This window comes from Streptomyces sichuanensis (assembly GCF_020328095.1).
In the GTDB taxonomy this organism is placed as follows: domain Bacteria; phylum Actinomycetota; class Actinomycetes; order Streptomycetales; family Streptomycetaceae; genus Streptomyces; species Streptomyces cinnamoneus.
On record NZ_JAIXMK010000001.1, the window covers coordinates 145,476 to 171,194 of the forward strand.

A 25,719-nucleotide genomic window follows, 5' to 3' on the forward strand; every position below is an offset into this window, starting at 1 on the left:
TGACATCGTAGGTCCGGGGAACCGCTCTGCCCGTGCTCACCGCAGGTCCCTCAACAGGATGCCGTCCTCGGTCATGAAGGCTGTCCAGCCGTTCTGGGAGTTGCCTGCGAGTGCAGTCGCCGCGCCCGAAGGGGTGCCGTGCACAGAACCGTCCTCTAGCTGGAGCGCTCCGCTCGCGAGCACTTCGGCGTAGTGCACCTGGTTGAGGTTGCGCCGCCGCCACACCAGCCGCTGCCCGGGGCAGAGTCGCCGATCTGCCAGAAGAGGGCGGAGTGCGGCCTCTGGCGATGGGGACTCCGTGGTTGCGCCCCCGGATTGGGCCGCCTTCTCTGGGAGGCCGAGGACCCGGCGCAGGGTGCTGTTAGGAGTGTCGACGAAGGGCTTCGCCCGGTTCTGTAGCTCTTCGTAGACCTCGTCGTCCACCCGGATCGTGGGGCTCATTGCCGCTTTACCTTTCTCCTGGCGAACTGTGACAGTGGAAAGCTAGCAAGGCTAGAATCGCACGTACAGCAGATTTGGGTGGTTGTCTGCCGACGAAAGCCTGCTGGGAGGGGGACGGATGTCGGGGATCCGTCCCTGCTGGCGGGTCCGGGTGCAGATCCGCGACGAGGTGTTCACCTTCCTCCTCGCTGCCGCAGAGAACATGGCGACCGCCCGCATAGGACCCCTGCCCGACCCGGACCTCATCGGACGGGTGATGAACGAGGCGCTGCGGTTGCAGGCGGTGTCGATGTTCGCGGGCCAAGCCCCCACCCGGTCGCCCGCGGTTGTGTCCAGACCCCACACGGCGCAGACGTCCTGTACTCCCCGTATGCACTGCACCGAGATGCCAGGCTGCTCCCAGGCCCCCACTCCACCCGACCGGCTGCTGGTCACCGGAGCGCGTCCAGTCCACCTCCCGCCACGCCTTGCCTGCCGTTCGGCGCCCGCGCGACTGTATTTGCGGCTGATCGGCTTAAAGGGGAGGAATCGCTCATTCGTCCACGCCGCGCATTCATGTGCCATCTCCTGAGGCGGACGTCAGCGCGGCGGCGCGGCATTCCACGGATGGGAAGGTTCGCGGTCTTGGAATCCCACATGCAGCACGACAGGGCATGCCGCGAACCGATATCTGGCGTGTTCCCCGCTCTGCCGTCGCGGAGCGGGGAACGGCACCCGCTCGGTTTCACGACGTGAGTGCTGACCGTTCGTGGTCAGCTGTCGAACAACGCCAGCTGCTCGGCTGCCTCAACCACGTCCGCCTCCTCTACGCGACCCGCTGCCTGGCCTTGTGCGGGGTCGGAGGCCTTGACCGGTCAGAGATCTTGGAGGCTTCCGCAGAGGCCTCAGGAGATGCGCGATGCGGCAGCACGTGGTCCTGGTCGAGACCCGCCAAGTGCAGCGGGAGCGGCAGGGACAGGGCCTCCGGGTAGTCCGGGGGCTGCCGGAGCAGGTGGGCTGCGGAGGCGAAGGACTCCGGGGCGTCGCCCGCTTCGGTTGCGCTAAGTCGATCAGGCTCGTTCGGTGGATCGCTACAGCCAGTCCCGCTTCTTGAAGATGAAGTACAGGCTCACGCACACCACCGCCATCAGCAGGATCGCGAAGGGATACCCGAACGCCCACTTCAGCTCGGGCATCGCCTCGAAGTTCATCCCGTAGATCGTTCCCACCAACGTGGGAGCAAACAAAATCGCCGCCCACGACGAGATCTTCTTGATCTCCTCGTTCTGTTCGAAGCCCGCCTCCGCCAGGGCGCGCATCTCCGCGTTCTGCTGCTGGGTGACCAGGGTGGCGTTGACCTGGAGGATGTCGGTGAGGGCCGAGCGGAAGCCGTCCACGCGTTCGCTGGTGTGGGTGACGTGGTCGGCTACGTCGCGGAGGTAGCGCTGGAGTTCGTCGTCGGTGCCGTACTTGGCGAAGCCCGCCATCAGGCCGTGCAGCATGCCCACCAGGGGGCGGGTGGCGCGCTGGAACTCCACCATTTCGCGGGCGAGTTCGTAGATGCGGCGGGAGACGGCGGGGTCGCCGCCGAAGACCTCGGTCTCGATCTCGTCGATGTCGTTCTGGACGCCCGACACGACCGGGGCGTAACCGTCGACGACCGCGTCGAGGATGGCGTAGAGCACCGCCTCCGGGCCCAGGGCGAGGAGCTCGGGGGTGGTCTCCATGCGGCGGCGCACCGCGGAGAGGTCCGGGGCCGCGCCGTGCCGGACGGTGATGACGAAGTCGGGGCCGACGAAGACGTGCAGTTCGCCGAAGTCGACCTCCTCGGGCGCGTCCAGGTAGCGGGCGGCGCGCAGGACGACGAAGAGGGTGTCGCCGTAGCGCTCCAGCTTGGGGCGCTGGTGGGCCTCCAGGGCGTCCTCGACGGCCAGCTGGTGGAGGTCGAACTCCCCGGCGAGGGAGACCAGTTCCTCCTCGGTGGGCCGGTAGAGGCCGATCCAGGCCATGCTCTCCGGCTGCTCGCGCAGCTGCCGGTACGTTTCGGCCAGGGTCTCGGGGGTGGCGACGCGGTGGCCGTCGCAGTAGACGGCGGCGTGGACGATGCTGCCCTCGGCCCCCGACGGGCCGTCGGGAGCGGCGGCGTCGGCCGCGGGAGCGGCCGGAGCGGCGTTGCGGCCGTTCGGGGGGCGCAGCCAGGAGTGTTTCTTGGGCGTGGACCGATGGCGCGGCGGGCGCTCGGGCATCGTTGCTTCCCTCTCGCTCGTCACTTGGGCCGCAGAACAGGATATACAGCCCCATCCGTACCGGCGCAGGCCCCTCGGGGTGGTCCCGTGGTGCCTCAGCCGCGTCCCGTGAGGGACGTCAGGTGCTGCCGCAGCACCCGGCGCATCGCCTCCGGGGTCACGGTGTCCGGCCACAGGACCGCCTGCAGGGCCAGGCCGTCGAGCAGCGCCGACAGTCGCAGTGCCTCGGTGTCGACCTCCAGCCCCTCGGCCAGGGCGCCGGCCCGGCGGGCCTCGGTCAGGATGCGGGTGAGCAGCTCGTGCATGCCCTGCTGCAGCTCGTCCGCCCGTGGGCGCAGCTCGGGCCGGGTCCGGGCGGCGGTGGTGAAGGCCAGCCACAGCACGGCCTCCTCGTGGCGCACGTCGTCCAGTGGCAGGAACTCGGCCAGCAGCTCCTCGGTGGCCGCCCGCCGTTCCCCGGCGTCGGAAGCGGCGCCCAGCAGCCGGGCGGCGTGGCCGCGGACGCGTCCGTCGATGCGGCCGGCCAGCTCATCCATCGCGAAGATCAGCATGTCGCCGTGCCCGGTGAAGTAGTGCCGCACCGAGCCCACGACGAGTCCCGCCTCATCGGCGATGTTGCGCAGGGACGCGTGCTCCAGGCCGTCGCGGGCCACGATGCGGAACACCGCGTCGGCCACCGCCCGGCGGCGTGCCTCACGGTCGACGATCTTCGGCATGTTGCCGTTTATAGCACGGCCGGGCTACATTGATTTGGCACGGTTGAGCTAATAAAAGGGGGCGGTATGAACGTCTGGCTGCTGGCCGGTCTCATCACGGCGGTGGTCATCGTCGTCGTCATCAAGCGGCTGATCGGCGAACCGCTCAACGCACGTGACCTGTTCGGCCCTCCCGTCGTCCTCAGCGGCCTCGGCGTCTGGGCCCTGTACAAGGCGGAGCACCTCACCGGCGCCGACATCGCCTGGGCGGGCGGGGGAGTGGTGCTCGGCATCGCCCTGGGGGCCCTGCGGGGCACGACCGTCCAGGTCTTCGAGAAGCAGGGCGTGCTGTGGCAGCGCTACACCGGCCGCACCTTCCTCGTCCTCGTGGTGTCGGCGGCCGTCATGGCCGGGTTCGGCCTGCTGGCGGTCCGGATGGGCATGCACGAGCAGGCGCGGCCCACCCAGCTGTCCATCGGCGTGGGCTTCCTCGGCGAGGCGCTGGTGATCGGCGCCCGGGGCCTCGCCAGCGGCGTGCCGTTCGCGCCGGAACGGCGCCGCGCCTGACCGGCCGGGGGCGCGGGGGCCGCCGACGGGGCCCCCGTCACTCCCCCACGTCCCGGCTGCGCAGGTCCGCCGGCGTCTCCCGGCGGATCAGCAGTCGCGCCCGGCCGTCCGCGACGGCCGCCACCGGCGGCCGGCCCACGAGGTTGTACGCCGACGCCATCGACACCTGGTACGCCCCCGACGCGGGGACCGCCAGGACGTCGCCGGGACGGACGTCGCCCGGCAGCGCCACGTCCTCCGCCAGCACGTCCCCCGCCTCGCAGTGGCGGCCCACCACGGTCACCGGCCGCGCCGGCGCCGCCGAGGCGCGCCCCACGAGCCGCACCGTGTAGCGCACGCCGTACAGCGCGGGGCGCGGGTTGTCGCTCATGCCGCCGTCGACGGCCACGAAGACCCGGCTCCCCGTCGACTTCACCGCGAGCACCCGGTACAGCGCGATGCCGGCCGGCCCCACGATCCAGCGCCCGGGCTCGACCGTGAGCCGGGGCACCGGCAGGTCGGCGTGGGCGCACCGCAAGGACAGCTCGCCCGTGACCCGGGCCGCGTACGCCACCGGGTCCAGGGCCGCCCCGCCGTCGCGGTAGGCGATGGCGAAGCCGCCGCCCATGCCGAGCTCCGGGAACGTCACCCCGTGCATGTCGCGGAGCCGGGCGAGCAGCGCCACCATGCGGCGCACGGCGGTGACGTACGGATCCACGGAGGCGATCTGGGAACCGAGGTGGCAGTGCAGGCCCACGAGTTCGAGGCGGGGCTGGCCCAGGATGCGGGCCACCGCGCCCTCCGCCTCGCCGCCCGCCACCGGCAGCCCGAACTTCTGCCCCTCGACGCCGGTGCGCACCGCCGCGTGCGCGCCCGCCTCCACCCCCGGCACCACGCGCACCAGCACCCGCTGCCGTGCACCCGGCGGCACCAGCGCCGCCAGCCGGGCTATCTCGCCGGTGCTGTCGATGACGATCCGGCCCACGCCCAGGCGCAGCGCCGTGCGCAGGTCGTCGGGGCTCTTGGCGTTGCCGTGCAGGACGATGCGCTCGGCCGGGAAGCCGGCGTGCGCGGCGAGTTCGAGCTCGCCGGCGGAGCAGACGTCCAGCGACAGGCCCTCCTCCCCGATCCAGCGGATCAACGCGCGGGACAGGAACGCCTTGCCGGCGTACGCGACGTCGGCGCCCGGAAGGGCGGCCCGCCAGGCCCGGGCCCTGGCCCGGACCTCGCCCTCGTCGAGGACGTAGCAGGGGGTGCCGAAGCGGTCGGCCAGCTCCGCGAGGGAGACGCCCCCGACGGCCAGGTCGCCCGCGGGCACCGGGCACGCCGAGGCCGGCCACACGGACGCGTGCGAGGGCTCCTCGGGCAGGGGCGGGAGGCCGGCCGGGGCGAGGGGAAGGGTCACGGGTATCTCCATCGGGAACGGGCCCGCGCGCGCGGCAACGGGTCGGTCGGCGCCCGGGCGGGCCCGGGCGCGCGGAAACTGGTCGGAGGCGGGGCGGTCGAACGGGCCGGTCGGTGCCCGGGCGGACTCGGGCACGCGGAAGCCGGTCGGGGTCGGGGCGGTCGAACGGGCGGGACGGTGCCTGGGCGGGCTCGGGCACGTGGAAACTGGTCGGCGGCGGGTCGGTGCCCGGGCGGGCTCGGGCACGTGGAAGCCGGTCGGGGTCGGGGCGGTCGAACGGGCCGGTCGGTGCCCGGGCGGGCTCGGGCACGTGGAAGCCGGTCGGGGTCGGGGCGGTCGAACGGGCGGGACGGTGCCTGGGCGGGCTCGGGCACGTGGAAACTGGTCGGCGGCGGGTCGGTGCCCGGGCGGGCTCGGGCACGTGGAAGCCGGTCGGGGTCGGGGCGGTCGAACGGGCGGGACGGTGCCTGGGCGGGCTCGGGCACGTGGAAGGCGGCGGGGGGGGCGGGGCGGTCGAACGGGCGGGATGGTGCCCGGGCGGGCTCGGGCACGCGGAAGCCGGCGGGAGGCCGGGCGGGGGGACGGGCCGGACGGTGCCCGCGCGGGCACGGGTGCACGGGAAACCGGTCGGAGGCGGGGTGGGTGAACGGGGCGTCAGCCGGGGAGTGTCGGCTGCAGTGGCGTCGTGTCCTCCGGGAAGGGCCGCACGGGCGCCGCGCTGAGCTGTGGGTCGACGCGGACCAGCGTCACCCCCAGCGGCTCGGCCAGGGCCCGGACGGCCGGCAGGGCGAGACGGACCGACGGGACGCCCGGGCCCAGACAGTCGGACAGCCGCCGCCGGGAGGTGAAGGCGACGGCCGTACGTGTGCCGAGCGGAGTGCGGTAGACGCGCAGCGCGAAGCCGCAGGAGCACGGCCGTACGGGCACGTACAGCGGCTCCGCCGGGTCCGGATGGGAAGGTTCGCCGTCGTCGGCCGGATGGCCGTCGGCGCTGTTGGCGGGGTCGGAGTGGGTGACCGCGGCCACGGCCGCCGCTTCGGCGGGGGTTCGGCTCACATGCATGACGGTCCTTGGGAGGTGTCGGGAGGTGCGTCGCCCACGCTATGCCCGCCCCCGGCCCGGACAACCGTCTCCTTGACAGCACGTTGACCCCCGCCGACGGTCCCTTGACGGCTCGTTGACGGCCGCCGCCTGGCCCCGTCACCCCTGGCCGCGCCCCGCTCTCCTGGGATAGTTGGAGGACACGAGAACGAGGGGAAACGGGGAGGACTTGTGACGGCAACGAATCAGGCCGGGACCACCGGCCCGGCCGATGTGTTCCGGGAGGCCCGGGACTTCCTGCTCCGGCACCGCGACGACTACGCGGCGGCGTACGAGGGCTTCGCCTGGCCCCGGCCCACGACGTTCAACTGGGCGCTGGACTGGTTCGACGCCATCGCCCGGGACAACGACCGCACCGCCCTGTGGATCGTGGAGGAGGACGGCAGCGAGACCCGCATCGCCTTCGACGCGCTGCGCCGCCGCTCCGACCGCGTCGCCAACTGGCTGCGCCGGCAGGGCGTACGGGCCGGCGACCGCATCGTCGTCATGCTCGGCAACCAGACCGAGCTCTGGGAGACCGCGCTGGCCGCCATGAAGCTGCGCGCCGTCGTCATCCCCGCCACGCCGCTGCTCGGCCCCGCGGACCTCGCCGACCGCGTCGGACGCGGCCGGGCCCGGCACGTGATCGTACGCTCCGAGGACACCGGCAAGTTCGCCGGCGTGCCCGGTGACTACACCCGCATCGCGGTCGGCGGCAGCGGCGGGCCCGGCTGGCTCGCCTACGAGGAATCCACCGCGGCGGACGAGGAGTTCACCCCCGACGGAGTCACCCGCGCCGACGACCCGCTGCTCCTGTACTTCACCTCCGGCACCACCGCCCGCCCCAAGCTCGTCGAGCACACCCACACCTCGTACCCCATCGGTCACTTGTCGACCATGTACTGGATCGGGCTGCGCCCCGGCGACGTCCACCTCAACATCTCCTCGCCCGGCTGGGCCAAGCACGCCTGGTCCAACCTCTTCGCCCCCTGGAACGCCGAGGCCACCGTCTTCGTCCACAACTACGGCCGCTTCGATCCCGCCCGCCTCATGGCCGAGATGGACCGCTGCGGCGTCACGAGCTTCTGCGCCCCGCCGACCGTGTGGCGCATGCTCATCCAGGCCGACCTCGGCGCGCTGCGCACCCCGCCGCGTGAGGCGGTGGCCGCGGGGGAGCCCCTCAACCCCGAGGTCATCGAGGCCGTCCGGCGCTCCTGGGGCGTCACCATCCGCGACGGCTTCGGGCAGACGGAGACGTCCGTGCAGGTCGCCAACCCGCCCGGTCTGCCCCTCAAGACGGGCTCCATGGGGCGCCCGAGCCCCGGCTTCCGCGTCGTCCTCCTCGACCCGCACACCGGCGAGCCCGCCGACGAGGGCGAGATCGCCCTCGACCTCACCGAGCGGCCCGTCGGCCTGATGACCGGCTACGCGGGCGACCCCGAGCGCACCGCCGAGGTCATGGCGGGTGGCCATTACCGCACGGGCGACCTCGGTTCCCGCGACGCCGACGGGTACATCACCTACGTGGGCCGGAGCGACGACGTCTTCAAATCCAGTGACTACAAGGTCTCTCCCTTCGAGCTGGAGAGCGCCCTCCTCGAACACGAGGCCGTCGCCGAGGCCGCCGTCGTGCCTGCCCCCGACCCCGTGCGGCTGTCCGTGCCCAAGGCGTACGTCGTCCTCGCCGCGGGCTGGGAGCCCGGCCCGGACACCGCCAAGGCCCTCTTCGCCCACTCGCGTGCCGTGCTCGCCCCGTACAAGCGCGTCCGCCGGCTGGAGTTCGCGGAGCTGCCCAAGACCGTGTCCGGCAAGATCCGCCGCATCGAGCTGCGCGAGCGCACCGCACAGGGCGGCGGGACCGAGTACCGAGAGGAAGACCACCGGTGACCACCGTGAACACGCCGTCCCCCGCCCACGCGGCAGGCCCCACCGACATCCCGCTGCTCGACGACACCATCGGCGGCAACCTCGCCCGGACGATCCGGCAGTACGCGGACCACGAGGCGCTCGTGGACGTCCAGGGCGGCCGGCGGTGGACGTACGCGGAATTCGGGCGGGTGGTCGAGCAGGTGGCGCTGGGGCTGCTCGCCAAGGGCGTGGCCAAGGGCGACCGGGTCGGCATCTGGGCGGTCAACTGCCCCGAGTGGGTCATGGTGCAGTACGCCACCGCCCGCATCGGCGCCGTCATGGTCAACGTCAACCCCGCCTACCGGGTGCACGAGCTGGCCTACGTCCTGCAGCAGGCGGGCATCAGCGTGCTCGTCACCTCGCTCGCCCACCGGACCAGCGACTACCGCGCCATGGTCGAGGAGGCCCGCCCCGGCTGCCCGGACCTGCGCGACGTCGTCCACATCGGCGACGCGAGCTGGGACGGCCTGCTCGCCCTGGGCGCGGCCGCCGATCCGCGGCTCCTGGCCGAGCGCGAGGCCCTGCTGCACTGCGACGACCCGGTGAACATCCAGTACACCTCCGGCACCACGGGCTTCGCCAAGGGCGCCACCCTCTCCCACCGCAACATCCTCAACAACGGCTACTTCGTGGGAGAGACCCTCGGCTACACCGAGCGCGACCGCATCGCCCTGCCCGTGCCCTTCTACCACTGCTTCGGCATGGTCATGGGCAACCTCGCCGCCACCTCGCACGGCGCGTGCATCGTCATCCCGGCCCCCTCCTTCGACGCCACCGCCACCCTGCACGCCGTGGAGCGCGAACGCTGCACGTCGCTCTACGGCGTCCCCACCATGTTCATCGCCGAACTGGGCCTGCCGGACTTCGCCACCTACGACCTCTCCTCCCTGCGCACCGGCATCATGGCGGGCTCGCCGTGCCCGGCGGAGGTGATGAAGCGGGTGGTCTCGGAGATGCACATGGCCGAGGTGGCCATCTGTTACGGGATGACCGAGACCTCCCCGGTGTCCACCCAGACCCGGCGCGACGACGGCCTCGACCGCCGCACCGGCACGGTCGGCAGGGTGCTGCCGCACATCGAGGTGAAGATCGTCGACCCGGCCGGGGGCGCGACGGTGGGCCGGGGGGAGCCCGGGGAGCTGTGCACGCGCGGCTATTCGGTGATGCTCGGCTACTGGAACGAGCCCGAGCGCACCGCCGAGGCCGTCGACGCCGCGGGCTGGATGCACACCGGCGACCTCGCCGAAATGGACGAGGAGGGCTACGTCCGGATCGTCGGCCGCATCAAGGACATGATCATCCGGGGTGGGGAGAACGTCTACCCGCGCGAGATCGAGGAGTTCCTCCACGCCCATCCCAAGATCTCCGACGTGCAGGTCGTCGGTGTGCCCGACGAGAAGTACGGCGAGGAGATCATGGCCTGCGTCATCCTGCGCGACCCCGACGAGACCCTCAGCCGGGAGGAGCTCGCCGACTACTGCCGGGGCCGGCTCGCGCACTACAAGGTGCCGCGCCACCTGCGGGTGATGGAGGCGTTCCCGATGACCGTCAGCGGCAAGGTGCGGAAGGTGGAGCTGCGGCAGGAGGCGGCGGCGATGCTGCGCGACGCGCCCGGGGCCGGCGTGCGGTCCTAGGGGTGTGCCCGGCCGCCGGCCGGACGTGAGCGGGGCGGGCCGCCGCCTGCGGCCCGCCCCGCCACCCCCGTGCGATCCCCCGTGGTTCCCCCGTGGACGGACCCGCGTTCCCCCGTGTGTCGCGGGCCCTGCGCCAAGTCTCCGTCCGGCCCGGGCCAACTGGCCATCGTCCGGAGGCAGTTCAGAGCAAGAATTGAGCTTCGCGGGGCGCGCGGGATCAGCCCCGGCCGCGCCGCACCAGCTCGTCGGCCCAGTCGTTGAGCGCCTGCGGAGTGCCGGCCAGATCCATCACGAACAGCGGAAGGCGCAGGTCGTCCGCCCTGCAGCGGGCGTCGTGCGCGTAGCCCGCCAGGGAGAAGCAGGCGCAGGAGACCGCGTCGAGCAGGCCGTGCAGCCACAGGCACTCGATGTCGCGCAGGGCGGTCGGCAGGGTCGTCGGATCGACGCGGGCCACCAGGCCGGTGGCCCGCAGGTCCACCCCGGCCGCTGCGGGGGCGGGGCAGTTCCCGGGACGGCGCACGTCGGTGAAGCCCAGCCACCGCAGATAGCGCTCGGCGGCCATGACCGCGTCCCGTTCGGTGCGGATGGTCACCGGCCGGAAGGGCGGCCGCGAAACCGCCCGGTGCTTCGGCTTCACGTCGTCCGGCCGTTCGGGCGCCGGGCCGGCCCCGCAGGCCGGCGGTACGGGCAGCCGGACGACCGTTCCGCAGGAGCACCCGAACTCGGGACGCGGCCACTGGCCCTGGCGGTCGCACGACGGACAGCGCACCGCCACCCAGGCGTCGCGCCAGGTGCGGTGCGCCAGTAACTCGGGTGCCGCGTCCGGCAGTACGGGCACGGTGAGCGGGGCACCGCACGCGCAGGGGAAGGTCGGCGGGGTGAAGGAGTGTTCCCGGTGGCACGTGGGGCAGTGCACCGGCACGCTCTTGGCCATGTTCGGCTCCAGCGAGGGGTCCGTAGGGGTGTGGGGTACCCCATCGTCCACGATGCGGGGGCGGCCGGGGAGCGAAACGCCAAGGCGGAGTGAGAGGGGGCCGGACGGCGGCGCCCGGGGCGCGACAGTATCGGTGTGGGCGCCGCCATCCGGGGTCTGTGGGACGGGAGCTACGGAAGGGGTTCGAACTCCCGTACGGAGTCGATGTCCGGTCCGTGGGGCGTGTTCGCCTCCCGCTCGATCATGATCTCGACCAGCACGGGACGGGACGTCGCGACGGCCTCCTTACGGGCCCACTCGATCGCCGGCCGGATGTCCGCGGGGTCGACGACACGACGCCCCGAACAGCCGTACGCGCGCATGAGCGTGATGTGGTCCGTGCCCGTCTCGTCATAATGCACGTCGACCTGGTAGTTCATTCCGTACGGCAGCTGGGCCTGCCGGATGAGCCCCAGGTACTCGTTGTTCAGCATGATCAGCACGAACGGGACGTCGTACTGCGCCGCCACGGCCAGTTCCTCGACCATGTACTGGAAGCCGTAGTCACCGACGACGCCCACCACCTCCGTCGCGCCCTGGCCCATGCCCTGCAGCGCCTTCTTCACCCCGATCGCCGCCGGGACCTCCCAGCCCAGCGGGCCGGCCTGCCCGCACACCTGGTAGCGGCGGGGCAGATGCGCCTTCTGATGCTGGCCGCCCCAGATCTGGTACAGGCCGATGGCGGTGACGAAGTAGGTGTCGGGGCCGAAGACCTCGTTGATCTCCTTGTAGACCCGCGGGGCCTTGACGGGCACGGTGCCGAAGTCCTCGCGGCGGGTCAGCGTCCGCTTCAGCTCCGCGCAGCGCCGCCGCCAGGCGGTGATCCCCGGCAGCGGCCCGGCCGCGCGCTTCCGGGCCGCCTCCAGCAGTGCGGCGAGGAAGAGCCGGGCGTCGGAGACGATGCCAAGGTCCGGCTCGACGACCCTGCCGAGCTGGGTGGGCTCCACGTCCACGTGCACGAACGTGCGGCCACCCCGGTAGACGGCGGTGTCGGCGCCCGTGTGCCGGTCGCCGAAGCGGGCGCCCACGGCCAGGACGAAGTCGCTCTCCAGGAAGGAGGCGTTGGCGTACCGCTGCGAGGTCTGGACGCCGGTCGTGCCCAGGTGCAGCTCGTGGTCGTCCTCGACGGCGCCCTTGCCCATGAGGGTGACCTGGAAGGGCACGCGCAGGTACTCCACCAGCGCCCGCAGCTCGGCTGCCGCCCCGGAGAGGATCACCCCGCCGCCGGCCAGGACGAGCGGCCGTTCCGCCGCGAGGAGGAGGTCCAGCGCGGCCTCCACCCGCGGCGGGTGGGGCGCGACGGTACGGGCGGGAAGCCGGGCGTCGATCGTGGCGTCGTACGTGATCCCGCGGCGCGCGACGTCCACCGGGATGTCGATCAGCACGGGCCCGGGCCGCCCCTCGCGCGCGGTCCGGAACGCCTCGCGGAAGATCCAGGGGATCTGGGCCGCCTCCTTGACCTGCACGGCCCACTTGGTGACCGGGCGCACGATCCCGACGATGTCGACCGCCTGGAACGCCTCCTGGTGCAGCTTGGTGGAGACCGCCTGCCCGGTGACGCAGACCATCGGGATCGAGTCGGCGAACGCGGTGTACAGGCCGGTGACGAGGTTGGTGCCGCCGGGGCCGGAGGTGGCGAGGGCGACGCCGACGCGGCCGTTGGTCCGGGCCCAGCCGTCGGCCATGTGGGCCGCGCCCTCCTCGTGGCGGACGGTGAGGTGCTCGATGCCGCCGACGCTCTCCATGGCCTTGTAGAGCGGCAGGATCGCGGCGCCGGGGCAGCCGAAGGCGACGTCGACGCCCTCGTCCTTCATGATGTGGACGGCCGCCTCCATGGCGGGCACGGTGCCGCTCACGAGGCGACGCCCGAGAGCCGTTCCACGCCCCGCAGGAGGGCGGCGTGGTCGAGCCCGCCGTCGCCCTGGGCGCGGACGGCGGCCACGAGCGTGGCGACCAGATCGCCGAGCGGGAGCACGGCGCCCACCTCGCGGGCGGCGGTGGTGACGATGCCCATGTCCTTGTGGTGGAGGTCGATCCGGAAGCCGGGGGTGAAGTCGCGGGCGAGGAGGTTGTGCCGCTTGCGGGTGAGCACGGCCGAGGCGGCGAGGCCGCCGCCGAGCACGTCCAGTGCGGCGGCGAGGTCGACGCCGGACTTCTCCAGGAAGACGACGGCCTCCGCGCACGCCTGGATGTTCGCCGCGACGATCAGCTGGTTGGCCGCCTTGACGGTCTGGCCGGCGCCGTGCGGACCGCAGTGGACGACGGTCGTGCCGAGCGTGCGCAGCAGGGGGGCGGCCTCGTCGAAGTCGGCCCGGTCGCCGCCGGCCATGACGGACAGCGTGCCCTCGACGGCGCCGGTCTCGCCGCCCGAGACGGGGGCGTCGAGGACGCGCACGCCGTGGGCGGCGGCCCGGGCGGCCAGACCGGTCGCGGTCCGCGGACCGACCGACGACATGTCGATGAGCAGGGTGCCGGGGCGGGCGCAGGCCAGGACGCCGTCGTCGCCGCCGGTCACGGCGGTGACGTCGGGGTCGGCGGGGAGCATGGTGACGACGACGGCGGCGTCGGCGACCGCCTCGCGGACGGAGGCGGCGGGGGTGCCGCCCGCTGCGGCGAGGCGGTCGAGCTTGTGGGGTTCGAGGGTGTAGCCCGTGACGGGGTAACCGGCCTTGAGCAGGTTCTCCACCATGGGCGAGCCCATGATGCCGAGTCCTATCCAGGCGACGTGGGGGAGGGGCACGGTGTCTCCTTCCGAGGGGGCCGAGGGGGGCTTCCGAGGGGACGGCTTCCGGGGCGGTCGGTGGCCGGTCGGCGGTCGTTCGGCGGGCGATCGGCGGTCGTTCGGCGGCCGGTCAGTGGCCGGTCAGCCAGCCGAAGCTGTCCGCGCTCGCGCCGGCGGGGCGGTATTCGAGGCCGGTCCAGCCGTCGTAGCCGGCCGCGCGGAGGCGGCCGAGCAGGGCGCCGACGTCGAGGCCGCCGGTGCCCGGGGCCCCGCGCCCGGGCACGTCGGCGATCTGCACGTGGCCGGCGCCCGCGCCGTACCGGTCGATGACGGCCGCCAGGTCCTCCCCGCTCATGGCGAGGTGGTACAGGTCCAGCAGCAGGCGTGCGTTGCCCAGCCCCGTCGCGGCGTCGACCTTGTCGACGACCGCCGCGGCGTCGGCGGCCGTCACGAGCGGATAATGCGGCGATTCCCGCGCGTTGAGGGGTTCGACCAGCAGCACCGCTCCCGCCCGGTCCGCGGCCCGCGCCGCCAGGGCGAGGTTCTCCAGGGCGAGGGCGTCCTGCACGCCGGGCGGCACCCCGTCGACGCGGTTGCCGTACAGCGCGTTGAGCGCCCGGCAGCCCACGGACCGTGCGAAGCCGGCGGCGACGTCGACGTTGGCGCGGAAGCGCTCCGACTCGGCGCCCGGCACCGACAGCGCGCCCCGGTCGGGGCCGGGAAGGCGGCCGGCGTAGAAGTTGAGCCCCACGAGCTGTGTCCCGGCCGCGGTCAACGCGTCGGCGAGTGCGGCGAGTGCGGCGGCTGACGGGACGGGGTCGTCCGGCCACGGCCACCACAGCTCCACGGCCGTGAACCCGGCCGCGGCGGCCGCGGCGGGCCGCTTCAACAGAGGCAACTCCGTGAAGAGGAGCGAGAGGTTCACATCGAATCGGTGATCGGAGAGGGCCGTCACGGGAAACTCCACTCTCTTCCACGATATGGAATATGGATTCCGATACGAGGAAACGGTCCTCTGCCCCGCGCCCCTCTGTCAAGGCCCCTTGCTGCCGCAGTACGTTGACCGCGTGCGATTGAGAGTGGAGTTCACGACCGAACCGTTCGACCTCGACGAGCCGCCGCCGCACGCCGTGGCGGCCCGCGACGTCGTCCGGACCGCCGCGCTGGACGCCGTCGATGTCGGGCCGTTCGGCAACACCGTCGAGGGCCGGGCGGACGTCGTGCTTCCGGCTCTGGACGCGTTGGTGCGCGCGTCGTTGGAGGCGGGTGCGACGCGGGTGTCGCTGCAGGTCAACGTCGTTGACGGGGCGGCGGGGGCCGGCGCGTGACCGAGGACGCCTTCCGGGCCGCGATCCTGCCGCTCGTGGACGCGATGGGCGGACGGCTGCTCGCGCCGGAACAGGCCGAGGGGGACGACGTCGTCCTCTCCTGGGAGGGCCGCCCGGTCGCCGCCGTACGCCTCCCGCACCTCGCCGACTCCCTGGAACGCATCCTCGCCGACCTCGAACGCCGGCACGGGGTGCCGCTGGCGCAACTTGATCGCAGAACCAAGCAGTCGGTGGTCCGCAACCTGGAGGCCCGCGGCGCGTTCGCGCTGCGGCACGGCGTGGAAACGGTGGCGGCGGCGCTGGGGGTGAGCCGGTTCACCGTTTACAACTACCTGAACCGGGAGTGAGGTGGGGGCAGAGGATGGGATCAGCGTTTGCGGGGAAGGGCGTTCTGCTTCTCCGCCAGGCGCTTCTGCATCGCCTGCATGGCTTTCTTCGTCAGGTTCCGTGCGTCTGCTTCCGTGTTCCCGGGGGCCCATGCCTGAGCGTTCAGAGTCACGTCGTCGACGTTTCCCATGGTCAGTACGTACCTCATCTTCGTTTCACTGCCGCTGTCATCGGCAGTCACCACAATGCCTTCCTCCGCGAAGACGTCGTCGAATCCGGTCAGGCCGTCCGTGGAGCCTTCACGGATCTGTTCCCAACGCGTCTGGCCATCGCTCGACCGCTGGTTGGGGCATCGGTGGTTGCCGTCTTCGGATTCCTTCACCAACGATTCTGCTGCGGACTTCTTCTCGAATACGCGGACCTCAGAGCGCACTGAGAACGATGAAGCCTTGTTTTCCGCGTCACGTTGGAGGGCAACAATTGTGCCGGCCCGGTTGGCCTTGGTGACCACCGAGCAATCCTGGGCGATCTGCTCCTCCTGCCCGATCACCTGTTCGCCCGTGTTCGTGAAGCCTGGCCCCCAGTCCTCAGGTGTCGCCGCGACGTCGCTCGCCAGCTTCTGTGCCTCGGCAGGGTCCTTGGCCGGGCCGCCGCTCTCCCCCTGACCGAGCATCATGACCACCACGATGATCACGACGAGCGCTGTCGCGCCCACAATGACCGCCGTCAGCAGTCGGCGGCGCTTCCTGCGCCCGGACTCCGGCCCCGGAGTCGGCTGTGGCGTGAGCGGGCCTGACGGCGGGCCAGGCGGTTCTGAGGTCATAGAGGTGCCATACCACCTGGTGGGAGCCCCTCCACCTGCCGTACGGGTGTACTCATGGTTGATTCCTGGACGACGGCACCGTGGGTGGCGTTCTTCAACAAAGTGTTGACGACGTCTTCCGCAGGGCGTTAGCTATGCGCAGCCCGTCCGGGTGAGTGCAGTGCAGCGCAGTGCAGCGAGAAGTGCCACGGAGGTTGCCGTGTCTTCGAGTTCGACGCCGGGGCTCGCCCGGTTCAACGCGGCCGAGGAACACATCGCCCGGTCCGCCCTCCACGAGATCTGCGCCAGTACCGCGTGGGCCGACGACGTCCTCGCCCGGCGCCCCTACCGTGACGCCGAGGAACTGCTGACCGCCGCCGACTCCGCCGTCGCCCGCCTGAGTGCCGCCGACCTGGCCGAGGCGATGGCCGCGCACCCGCCCATCGGGCGCCCGGCGCCCGGCGACCCGGTCTCCGCGCGGGAACAGCGCGGCATGGCCGGTGCCCCGGCGGAACTCAAGGAGGAGATGCTCGAACTCAACCTGGCCTACCAGGAGAGGTTCGGTCACGTCTTCCTCATCTGCGCCACAGGGTTGACGGCCCTTCAGCTGCGGGACGCCCTCCGGGACCGGATCGACAACAGTCCGGAACGCGAACGCGAGAACGTCCGCCGGGAGCTGGGGCGCATCAACCGCATCCGGCTGGCCCGGCTCGCCGTGCAGCCCCCCACCGAAGGAGCGTCCCGATCGTGAGCGCACAGGAGGGAAACGGCGCCGCACGCAGCACCACCGTGTCCACGCACGTCCTGGACACCGCCGCCGGACGCCCCGCGGCCGGCATCGCCGTCGAGCTGTCCGTCTCCGACGGCGACGGCTGGGCCGTGCTCGGGGCGTCGGAAACCGACGCGGACGGACGGTGCGCGGACCTTCCCGCCCTGCCGTCGGGCGGCGCCCGGGCCCGGCTCCGCTTCGACGTGGGGCCCTACCTGCCCCACCGGCCGGCCGAGGAGCCCGTCTTCTTCCCGGAAGTGGCGGTCACCTTCGCCGTCGCCCGCGGCGAGCACTACCACGTCCCCCTGCTCCTCAGCCCGTTCGGATACTCCGTCTACCGAGGGAGCTAGCTCCGTGATCCTTGGCCAGAACCAGTACGGCAAGGCCGAGAACCGCGTCGTCAGGATCGTGCGCGACGGCGCCACGCACCACATCAAGGACCTGAACGTCTCCGTGTCCCTCTCGGGCGACATGGCGGACGTCCACCTCTCCGGTTGCAACGCCAAGGTCCTCACCACCGACGCCACCAAGAACACCGTCTTCGCCTTCGCCAAGGAACACGGCATCGTTTCCGCCGAGCAGTTCGGCATCCACCTCGCCCGGCACTTCGTCACCAGCCAGGACGCCGTCCACACCGCCCGCATCCGCATCGAGGAGTACGCCTGGGGACGCATCGACGTCCCCGGCCCCAAGCAGCACTCCTTCGTCCGGGAGAACCGGGAGACCCGCACCGCGCAGGTCACCTTCGACGGCGAGCGGTGGCAGGTCCTCTCGGGCCTCAAGGACCTCGTCGTCCTCAACTCCACCGACTCGGAGTTCCACGGCTACGTCAAGGACCGCTACACCACCCTCCCCGAGACCCGCGACCGCATCCTCGCCACCCAGGTCCACGCCCGCTGGCGCCACGCCTGGACCGGCGGCAGCGGACAACCGCAGCCCGCCGAGTGGAACCGCGCCTACGAGCGGGCGCGCGAGCACCTGCTGACCGCCTTCGCCGACACCTACTCGCTCTCGCTGCAGCAGACCCTCTACAGCATGGGGTCGCGGGTCATCGACCAGTGCCCCGGCATCGACGAGATCCGGCTGTCCCTCCCCAACAAGCACCACTTCCTCGCCGACCTCACCCCCTTCGGCCTCGACAACGACAACGAGGTCTACTACGCGGCCGACCGCCCCTACGGCCTCATCGAGGCGACCATCCTGCGCGACGGCGCCGAGCCCGGCATACCGGTGGATGCGGCGAACCCCTGACGGATCCCCGGCGACCCCTAAGGACCTGGCAACCATGGCAGCACCCCCTTCAGCGGCTTCAGCGACCCGGACCGTCATCGAGGGCTGCGCCGTCGCGACCGTCGACGCACACGACACCGAGTACGCCGACGGGCACGTCGTCGTCCACGGCAACCTCATCGAGTCCGTCGGCCCCGGACCCGCGCCCGCGCACCTCCCGGACGTCGCCCGCCGCATCGACGGCACCGGGCACCTCGCCACGCCCGGCCTCGTCAACACTCATCACCACTTCTACCAATGGCTCACCCGCGGGCTCGCCCAGAACAGCAACCTCTTCGACTGGCTCGTCGCCCTCTACCCCACGTGGGCCCGCATCGACGAGCCGATGGTGTACGCCGCCGCCCGCGGCTCCCTCGCCATGATGGTCCGCGGCGGCGTCACCACCGCCATGGACCACCACTACGTCTTCCCGCGGGGCGCCGGCGACCTGCTCGGTGCCGAGATCCGGGCCGCCCGCGAGCTGGGCGTGCGCTTCAGCCCCACCCGTGGCTCCATGGACCGCGGGCAGTCGGCGGGCGGGCTGCCGCCGGACTTCGCCGTCGAGACCACCGAGGCCGCGCTCGCGGCCACCGAGGAGGCCATCGACGCCCACCACGACCCCTCCTTCGGCTCGATGCTGCGCATCGGCGTCGCCCCCTGCTCGCCGTTCTCCGTCTCCACCGAGCTCCTGCGGGAGTCCGCCGCGCTCGCCCGCCGCAGGGGCGTGCGGCTGCACACGCACGGTTCGGAGACCGTGGAGGAGGAGGACTTCTGCAAAGAGCTGTTCGGGATGGGGCCGACGGACTACTTCGAGTCCACCGGCTGGCTCGGCGACGACGTGTGGATGGCCCACTGCGTCCACATGACCGACGCCGACGTCGACGCCTTCGCCCGCACGGGTACGGGCGTGGCGCACTGCCCCTCCTCCAACGCCCGCCTCGGCGCGGGCACCGCCCGCGTCCCCGCGATGCTGCGCGCCGGCATCCCCGTCGGCCTCGGCGTCGACGGCACCGCCTCCAACGAGTCCGGCGAACTCCACACCGAACTGCGCAACGCCCTGCTCGTCCACCGTCTCGCCGGCGGCGCGACGGCCCTCGACGCGCGGCAGGCGCTGCGGCTGGGCACGTACGGAGGGGCGCAGGTCCTGGGCCGGGCGGAGGAGACCGGTTCGCTCGAAGCCGGCAAACTCGCCGACCTGGTGCTGTGGAGGCTGGACGGGCTGGGCCACTCCACCATCGCCGACCCCGTCGCCGCCCTCGTCCTCGGGCCGCCCGCGCCGGTCGCGCTGTCGCTGATCGACGGCAGGGCGGTCGTCGAGGACGGCCGGCTCGTCACCGCCGACGAGGAGACCGTCGCCCGCGAGGCCCGCACCCAGGCCCACCGCCTCGCACGGATCGCCGCCGACGCCGGCTGACCACCGACCCGCCGAGGGGGACGGCCCTCGGCCGGGACAGGACCGGGGCGCGGCCCGCCACGCCCCGGTCCCTCCCCACCGACAGGAGGACCCGCCGTGCCCAGGCCCACCGGCCGCAAGCAACACGGCCCCCCACCCCCCGACTCGCCGCCGGCCCCACGCCCCCCTGCGCCTCCGGGGGAGGAACCCGCCGGGGCCGGCGAGCCTGCCCCGGGGCTTCCCGGTCCGGGCGGTGACCCGTTGGCGGGGGCGCCTGGCCGGGGTGACGCGCCGCCCGGTTCGGCGGACGCGACCACCGAGGGCGGGGCATCCACCAGGGATCGAACGCACGGCTCGTCCGGACCGCCACTCGGGCCGTCCGGCCCGATCGGCGGCTCCGCCCACGGCGGCGAAGCCGCCCGGGCGAGCACGGATCCGGACACCGCCGCCCCGGCGGACCACGCCGCTTGCCCGGACGCCGCCCCAGCGGAGACCGCCGCACCGGCGGGCGCGCCCCGGGCCGGGGCTGTCGCCACCACGTCGGCGGGCGCCGCCCCAGCGGAGACCGCCGCACCGGCGGGCGCGCCCCGGGCCGGGGCTGTCGCTTCCGGGGACGCCGCGCCAGCAGAGGCTGCCACGTCGGCTGGCACTGCCCCGATGGGCGCCGCGTGCCCGGGCGCCGCCCCGGCGGCGACCACCACGTCGGCGGGCACGACCGCGGCCGGCGCTGTCGCTTCCCCGGACGCGGTCCCAGCGGAGACCGCCGTATCGGTGGGCGCGCCCCGGGCCGGGGCTGTCGCTTCCGGGGACGCCGCGCCAGCAGAGGCTGCCACGTCGGCTGGCACTGCCCCGATGGGCGCCGCGTGCCCGGGCGCCGCCCCGGCGGCGACCACCACGTCGGCGGGCACGACCGCGGCCGGCGCTGTCGCTTCCCCGGACGCGGTCCCAGCGGAGACCGCCGTATCGGCGGGCGCGCCCCGGGCCGGGGCTGTCGCCTCCACGGGCGCCGCCCCAGCGGAGACCGTTGCGTCGGGCCCGGCCCCGATGGGCACCGCCGCTTGCCCGGGCGCCGCCCTAGCAGCGACCACCACGTCGGCGGGCGCCACCACGTCGGCGGGCGCCACCACGTCGGCGGGCGCCACCACGTCGGCGGGCGCCGCCCCAGCGGAGACCGTTGCGTCGGGCACGGCCCCGGTGGGCGCTGCGGCTTCCCCGGGCGCCGTCCCAGCAGCGACCACCACGTCGGCGGGCGCCACCACGTCGGCGGGCGCCGCCCCAGCGGAGACCGTTGCGTCGGGCACGGCCCCGATGGGCACCGCCGCTTGCCCGGGCGCCGCCCTAGCAGCGACCACCACGTCGGCCGGCGCCGCTCGCCCCGGCGCCGCCGCTTCCCCGGGCGCCGGTCACGTGCCCGCCGCGGGGCGGCAGGCGGTGCACCCCGTGGACCGGGTGCCGCCGTTCGGGCGGCTGGTTGCCGGGGGGTTTCAGCATGTGGCCGCCAGTTACGCGGGAGTCGTCGCGCCGCCCCTCGTGCTCGGGGCGTATCTCGGGCTGTCGCCCGTGGAGATCACCTTCCTCGTGGGGGCGAGTCTCTTCACCTCCGGCATCGCGACCCTCCTCCAGACCATCGGCTTCTGGAAGGTCGGCGCCAGGATGCCGTTCGTCAACGGCGTCTCCTTCGCGGGCGTCGCGCCGATGCTGGCCATCGCCGACGCCCAGGCCGACCGCCGGGACGCCCTGCCCGTCATCTACGGGGCCGTCATCGCGGCCGGCGTGCTGGGGTTCCTGCTCGCCCCCTCGTTCTGCAGACTCGTCCGCTTCTTCCCGCCCGTCGTCAGCGGCACGGTCATCACCCTCATCGGCATCACGCTCCTGCCCGTCTCCTTCGGCTGGATCCAGGGAGGCCACCCGGACCGGCCGGCCTCCCTCACCAACCTCGGCCTGGCCGGAGCGACCCTGCTCATCGTGCTGGTCCTGCGCAGGACGCTCACGGGGTTCCTGCGGCAGATCGCGATCCTGCTGGGGCTGATCGCCGGCACGCTCGTGGCCGCGGCGGCCGGCGCCGTCGACACGACGGCCCTGCGGCACGCCGCGATCGTCGGCTTCCCCGCCCCCTTCCACTTCGGCCAGCCGCGCTTCGAGGTGCCGGCCATCGTCTCGATGTGCGTGCTGATGCTGGTCTGCATGACCGAGAGCACCGCCGACATGCTCGCCCTCGGCGCGATCGTCGAGCGCGAGGCCGACGAGAAGGTCATCGCGGCCGGCCTGCGCGCGGACACCCTCGGCAGTGCCCTCGGCCCGTTCTTCAACGGCTTCACCAACAGCGCCTTCGCGCAGAACATCGGCCTGGTCGCCCTCACCCGCGTCCGCAGCCGGCACACGGTCGCCACCTGCGGCCTGATGTTCGTCCTGCTCGGACTGAGCCCGGTGTTCGCCTCGCTCATCGCCGTCGTGCCGCAGCCGGTCCTGGGCGGTGCGGGCATCGTGCTCTTCGGCACGGTCGCGGCCAGCGGCATCAACGTGCTGCGCACCGCGGGCCTCGACCACGGCGACAACCTCCTGATCGCCGCGGTCTCCCTGGGCGTCGGCCTCGTCCCGGTGGTCTCCCGCACCTTCTACGACAACCCGGCGATCCCCGAGACCCTGAAGATCATCCTGGATTCGGGGGTCAGCGCCGGCTGCCTGACGGCGGTCGTCCTCAACCTCGCCTTCCACCACGCGCGGTGGAGGCGCCGCCCCCGGCCGTCGCCACCCACCCCCTGAGCAGGGCCACCCCCTGAGCAGGGCCACCCCCTGAGCAGGGCCGCCCCCCGAGCAGGGCGGAGGCCGGGGCTGCGCGCCTCGGCCACCCCGTCTCCTCCCTACGCCACAATCGGCACGAAAAGCACCCATTCGTTCCGAAAGGTGTGGCGTCATGGAACAGCAGCCGCCGGAGGCGGACCACGACCACCGGAACCAGGACCAGGACCGGGACCGGGACAAGCGCGGCTTCGTCTTCCCCAGCGCGCTCACCGTCCTCGCGGCCGTGACGCTGATCGTCTGGGCGCTCACCTTCGTCATCCCCTCCGGCACCTACCGCCGCACCCCCGACGGCGACCCCATCCAGGGCACCTACCACCACGAGGCCGCACCCGGCAGCTTCCTCCACCGGCTGGGCGAGCTCTTCCTGGCCCCGGTCAACGGCCTCTACGGGCTGCGCGACGCCACCACCGGACTCGTCGCCCCGGACGCGGTCGGCGCGCTCTACGGCAGCGCGGGCGTCTTCCTCTTCGTCCTCGCCATCGGGGCGTTCATCACCGTCGTCTTCGCTACCGGTGCCCTGGACCGCGGCATCGAACGGCTCGCCCACCGGCTGAGCGACCGCGGGGCGCTGCTCATCGCCGGCGTCATGACGGTCTTCTCGCTCCTCGGCACCGTCGAGGGCTTCGCGGAGGAGACGCTGGGCTTCTACGGACTGCTGGTGCCGCTGATGCTGGCGCTCGGCTACGACCGCATGGTCGCCACCGGCGCGATCATCCTCGGCGCGGGCGTCGGCGTCCTCGCCTCCACCGTCAACCCCTTCGCCACGGGCGTGGCCTCCTCCGCCGCCGGCGTCTCGCTGGGCGACGGCATCGCGCTGCGCTTCGCGATGTGGCTGGTGCTGACCGCGGTCACGATCGGCTACGTCGTGCGGTACGCGAGCCGGGTGCGGGCCGACCCGGACCGTTCCCTGGTCGGCTTCCGGGAGGGCGACCGCGAGCTGGCCGCCCAGGCCGCCGAGCCGCCGGAGCTGACGGGGCTGCACAAGACCGTGCTGGTGCTGGTCGCGCTGGTCTTCGCGTTCATGATCTTCTCGGTGATCCCCTGGGCGAGCGCGCTCACCGGCAGGACCGACGCCACCCCCTACCCCTGGGAGCTGGGCTGGTCCTTCGCCCAGCTGGCGGCGCTGTTCATCGCGGCGGCCGTGCTCGTCGGGCTGGTGGCCCGGCTGGGGGAGCAGCGGCTCAGCGCCACGCTGGTGCAGGGCGCGGCGGACTTCATCGCCCCGGCGCTGGTCATCGTGCTGGCCCGCGGCGTCACCGTCATCATGACCAACGCGAAGGTCATCGACACGGTCCTGCACGCCGTCGAGGGCGTGGTCACCGGCACCCCGCCGGTGGTCTTCGCGATCCTGGTCTACGTCGTGAACCTGCCGCTGGCCTTCCTGATCCCCTCCACCTCCGGCCACGCCACGCTCGCCATGCCCATCATGGCGCCGCTCGCCGACTTCGCGGACGTCTCGCGGGCGGTGGTGGTCACGGCCTGGCAGGCGGCGAGCGGCTGGATGAACCTGTGGGTGCCCACCACCGCCGTCGTCATGGGCGGCGTGTCCCTGGCGAAGGTCGGCTACGACCGCTACCTGCGGTTCGTCTGGCCGCTGCTGGCGATCCTCGCCGTGCTCATCTGCGGCTTCGTGGCCCTGGGCGCGGCGATGACGTGAGGGCGGGCCCCGGCCGGACCCGGAACGGGCCGTGCCCGCGCCCCGCCGCACCCCCGCCGGGGCCGCCTCAGCCCAGCAGCTCGTACGCCGGCAGCGTCAGGAAGTCGGCGTAATCCTCGCTGAGCGCGACCTCCAGCAGCAGGTCGTGGGCCCGCTGCCACGCGCCCGTCGCATCGCCGCCGGCCTGTGCCAGTTCCTCCGCCGCCATCCGGCGCACCAGCGCCTCCGTGACCTTCTCGCCGGTGTCGAGCACGACGCCCGCGTTCACCCACTGCCAGATCTGGGAACGGGAGATCTCCGCCGTCGCCGCGTCCTCCATGAGGTGGAAGATGGCCACCGCGCCCACCCCCCGCAGCCATGCCTCGATGTAGCGGATGCCGACCTGGACGGCGTTGCGCAGCCCCGCCGCCGTGGGCCTGGCCTGCAGTGAGTCCACGGCGATGAGCTGATCGGCCGTCACCACGACGTCCTCGCGGAGCCGGTCCTTCTGGTGCGGCCGGTCGCCCAGGACGGCGTCGAAGCAGGCGCGGGCGACGGGCACCAGGTCGGGGTGGGCGACCCAGGAGCCGTCGAAGCCGTCGGCGGCCTCGCGGTTCTTGTCCGCCCTGACCTTCTCCAGGGCGACCGCGTTGACCTCGGGGTCCCGGCGCGAGGGGATGAAGGCCGCCATGCCGCCGATGGCGTGCGCGCCGCGCTTGTGGCAGGTGCGGACGAGCAGTTCGGTGTAGGCGCGCATGAACGGGGCCGTCATCGTCACGGCGTTGCGGTCGGGAAGGACGAACTTCTCCCCGCCGTCACGGAAGTTCTTCACGAGCGAGAAGAGGTAGTCCCAGCGGCCCGCGTTGAGCCCGGAGGCGTGCTCGCGCAGCTCGTAGAGGATCTCCTCCATCTCGTACGCGGCGGTGATCGTCTCGATGAGGACCGTGGCGCGGATCGTGCCCCTGTCCAGGCCCACGTAGTCCTGCGCGAAGACGAACACGTCGTTCCACAGCCGGGCCTCCAGGTGCGACTCGGTCTTGGGGAGGTAGAAGTACGGTCCCCTGCCGAGGTCGAGCAGCCGGCGCGCGTTGTGGAAGAAGTAGAGGCCGAAGTCGGCCAGCGCCCCGGGGACGGGACGGCCGTCGACGGTCAGGTGCCGCTCGTCGAGGTGCCAGCCGCGCGGGCGCATGACGACCGTCGCGAGCTCGTCGGCGGGCCCGAGGGCGTACGTCCTGCCCTCCGGCGAGGTGAAGTCGATGCGGCGCTCGTAGGCGTCGATCAGGTTCAGCTGGCCGCCCACGACGTTGCGCCACGTGGGCGCAGAGGCGTCCTCGAAGTCGGCGAGCCACACGCGGGCACCGGAGTTGAGGGCGTTGACCGTCATCTTGCGGTCGTCGGCCGGCCCGGTGATCTCCACGCGCCGGTCCTGCAGCGCGGCCGGGGCCCCGGCCACGCGCCAGCCGGCGTCGGCGCGGACGGAGGCGGTCTCCGCGAGGAAGTCCAGGCGCCCGGTACGGGCGATCTCCGCACGGCGCTCGGCACGGCGGGCGAGCAACGCGTCGCGCCGGGGCGTGAACCGGCGGTGCAGCGCGGCGAGGAAGCCGAGTGCCGCATCGGTCAGCACTTCCTCCTGCCGCTCCACGTACGGGGCCTCGACGACGGCCAGCGGGGACGGCGCTGGTGCGGACATGGGCTGTCACTCCTTCAGCGGGCGTGCTGCCCGGCGGCAGCCGCCGGGGTCAGCCGGTCACGGCAGACACGGCA

General features: G+C 72.9%; 22 protein-coding genes and 1 pseudogene. 11 read left to right on the forward strand and 12 right to left on the reverse strand.

Going from position 1 to position 25,719, the window contains the following annotated elements:
- Window positions 1-36: 36 nt before the first annotated feature.
- From LE181_RS00620 to LE181_RS00635, 4 genes and pseudogenes are all read right to left on the reverse strand, one after another.
- Entirely contained in the window at window positions 37-441 is a 405-nt protein-coding gene (locus tag LE181_RS00620; protein WP_225658870.1) for a restriction system modified-DNA reader domain-containing protein, read from the reverse strand.
- An 805-nt stretch (window positions 442-1,246) separates the two neighbouring features.
- Window positions 1,247-1,459, reverse strand: a pseudogene (locus LE181_RS00625) (RNaseH domain-containing protein); the annotation flags it as partial.
- Between the two features lie 52 nt (window positions 1,460-1,511).
- Window positions 1,512-2,666 (reverse strand): magnesium and cobalt transport protein CorA, encoded by a 1,155-nt coding sequence (locus tag LE181_RS00630; protein WP_225658871.1) that lies wholly within the window; start codon window positions 2,664-2,666, stop codon window positions 1,512-1,514.
- A gap of 95 nt (window positions 2,667-2,761) precedes the next feature.
- Window positions 2,762-3,382: a TetR/AcrR family transcriptional regulator gene (locus LE181_RS00635; protein ID WP_225658872.1), complete on the reverse strand. Its 621-nt coding sequence runs from the start codon at window positions 3,380-3,382 to the stop codon at window positions 2,762-2,764.
- Between the two features lie 66 nt (window positions 3,383-3,448).
- Between LE181_RS00635 and LE181_RS00640 the strand changes: the two genes are divergently transcribed.
- Window positions 3,449-3,928, forward strand: a complete 480-nt coding sequence (locus tag LE181_RS00640; protein WP_225658873.1) for a DUF1453 domain-containing protein — start codon at window positions 3,449-3,451, stop codon at window positions 3,926-3,928.
- A gap of 37 nt (window positions 3,929-3,965) precedes the next feature.
- On the opposite strand, the gene lysA is transcribed toward LE181_RS00640, so the two are convergent.
- The gene (lysA, locus tag LE181_RS00645) at window positions 3,966-5,324 is read right to left on the reverse strand and encodes a diaminopimelate decarboxylase (protein WP_225658972.1); all 1,359 of its coding nucleotides are present in this window, start codon (window positions 5,322-5,324) and stop codon (window positions 3,966-3,968) included.
- A gap of 642 nt (window positions 5,325-5,966) precedes the next feature.
- Entirely contained in the window at window positions 5,967-6,368 is a 402-nt protein-coding gene (locus LE181_RS00650) for an SAV_915 family protein (RefSeq protein ID WP_308103039.1), read from the reverse strand.
- 216 nt (window positions 6,369-6,584) lie between these two features.
- Between LE181_RS00650 and LE181_RS00655 the strand changes: the two genes are divergently transcribed.
- Both LE181_RS00655 and LE181_RS00660 read left to right on the forward strand, forming a co-directional pair.
- Entirely contained in the window at window positions 6,585-8,279 is a 1,695-nt protein-coding gene (locus tag LE181_RS00655) for an AMP-binding protein (RefSeq protein WP_225658874.1), read from the forward strand.
- The gene (locus LE181_RS00660) at window positions 8,276-9,934 is read left to right on the forward strand and encodes an AMP-binding protein (protein WP_308103040.1); all 1,659 of its coding nucleotides are present in this window, start codon (window positions 8,276-8,278) and stop codon (window positions 9,932-9,934) included. The genes LE181_RS00655 and LE181_RS00660 overlap by 4 nt, the downstream gene beginning before the upstream one ends.
- Window positions 9,935-10,151: 217 nt before the next feature.
- On the opposite strand, the gene LE181_RS00665 is transcribed toward LE181_RS00660, so the two are convergent.
- From LE181_RS00665 to LE181_RS00680, 4 genes are all read right to left on the reverse strand, one after another.
- Window positions 10,152-10,868: a hypothetical protein gene (locus tag LE181_RS00665; RefSeq protein WP_225658875.1), complete on the reverse strand. Its 717-nt coding sequence runs from the start codon at window positions 10,866-10,868 to the stop codon at window positions 10,152-10,154.
- Between the two features lie 170 nt (window positions 10,869-11,038).
- Window positions 11,039-12,742, reverse strand: coding sequence for a glyoxylate carboligase (gene gcl, locus LE181_RS00670; protein ID WP_225658975.1), 1,704 nt, complete (start codon window positions 12,740-12,742; stop codon window positions 11,039-11,041).
- A gap of 17 nt (window positions 12,743-12,759) precedes the next feature.
- Window positions 12,760-13,647 carry a 2-hydroxy-3-oxopropionate reductase gene (locus tag LE181_RS00675; protein ID WP_225658876.1) on the reverse strand — a complete coding sequence of 296 codons (888 nt, stop codon included), beginning with the start codon at window positions 13,645-13,647 and terminating at the stop codon, window positions 12,760-12,762.
- 112 nt (window positions 13,648-13,759) lie between these two features.
- Window positions 13,760-14,596, reverse strand: a complete 837-nt coding sequence (locus LE181_RS00680) for a TIM barrel protein (RefSeq protein ID WP_225658877.1) — start codon at window positions 14,594-14,596, stop codon at window positions 13,760-13,762.
- A gap of 100 nt (window positions 14,597-14,696) precedes the next feature.
- Between LE181_RS00680 and LE181_RS00685 the strand changes: the two genes are divergently transcribed.
- Window positions 14,697-14,957 carry a YkoF family thiamine-binding protein gene (locus tag LE181_RS00685; protein WP_225658878.1) on the forward strand — a complete coding sequence of 87 codons (261 nt, stop codon included), beginning with the start codon at window positions 14,697-14,699 and terminating at the stop codon, window positions 14,955-14,957.
- A 44-nt stretch (window positions 14,958-15,001) separates the two neighbouring features.
- On the forward strand, window positions 15,002-15,304 hold the full coding sequence (locus tag LE181_RS00690; RefSeq protein ID WP_225658976.1) for a helix-turn-helix domain-containing protein: 303 nt from the start codon (window positions 15,002-15,004) through the stop codon (window positions 15,302-15,304).
- Window positions 15,305-15,324: 20 nt separating this feature from the next.
- Here LE181_RS00690 and LE181_RS00695 read toward each other — a convergent pair whose 3' ends face one another.
- Complete coding sequence (locus LE181_RS00695) at window positions 15,325-15,978, reverse strand: hypothetical protein (RefSeq protein WP_225658879.1); 654 nt, start codon at window positions 15,976-15,978, stop codon at window positions 15,325-15,327.
- 328 nt (window positions 15,979-16,306) lie between these two features.
- Between LE181_RS00695 and uraD the strand changes: the two genes are divergently transcribed.
- The 6 genes from uraD (at window position 16,307) to LE181_RS00725 (ending at window position 23,976) form a co-directional block, all read left to right on the forward strand.
- Window positions 16,307-16,837 (forward strand): 2-oxo-4-hydroxy-4-carboxy-5-ureidoimidazoline decarboxylase, encoded by a 531-nt coding sequence (gene uraD / locus LE181_RS00700; RefSeq protein ID WP_225658880.1) that lies wholly within the window; start codon window positions 16,307-16,309, stop codon window positions 16,835-16,837.
- A complete protein-coding gene (uraH, locus tag LE181_RS00705; RefSeq protein ID WP_225658881.1) occupies window positions 16,834-17,205 on the forward strand; it encodes a hydroxyisourate hydrolase in 372 nt (123 codons plus the stop codon). The genes uraD and uraH overlap by 4 nt, the downstream gene beginning before the upstream one ends.
- Before the next feature lie 4 nt (window positions 17,206-17,209).
- The gene (gene pucL, locus LE181_RS00710; protein ID WP_225658882.1) at window positions 17,210-18,106 is read left to right on the forward strand and encodes a factor-independent urate hydroxylase; all 897 of its coding nucleotides are present in this window, start codon (window positions 17,210-17,212) and stop codon (window positions 18,104-18,106) included.
- A 34-nt stretch (window positions 18,107-18,140) separates the two neighbouring features.
- On the forward strand, window positions 18,141-19,538 hold the full coding sequence (locus tag LE181_RS00715; protein WP_225658883.1) for an 8-oxoguanine deaminase: 1,398 nt from the start codon (window positions 18,141-18,143) through the stop codon (window positions 19,536-19,538).
- A 1,287-nt stretch (window positions 19,539-20,825) separates the two neighbouring features.
- Entirely contained in the window at window positions 20,826-22,280 is a 1,455-nt protein-coding gene (locus LE181_RS00720) for a nucleobase:cation symporter-2 family protein (protein WP_372458205.1), read from the forward strand.
- 151 nt (window positions 22,281-22,431) lie between these two features.
- Window positions 22,432-23,976 (forward strand): YfcC family protein, encoded by a 1,545-nt coding sequence (locus LE181_RS00725; RefSeq protein ID WP_225658884.1) that lies wholly within the window; start codon window positions 22,432-22,434, stop codon window positions 23,974-23,976.
- Between the two features lie 67 nt (window positions 23,977-24,043).
- On the opposite strand, the gene aceB is transcribed toward LE181_RS00725, so the two are convergent.
- Window positions 24,044-25,645, reverse strand: coding sequence for a malate synthase A (aceB, locus tag LE181_RS00730; RefSeq protein WP_225658885.1), 1,602 nt, complete (start codon window positions 25,643-25,645; stop codon window positions 24,044-24,046).
- Between the last annotated feature and the right edge of the window lie 74 nt (window positions 25,646-25,719).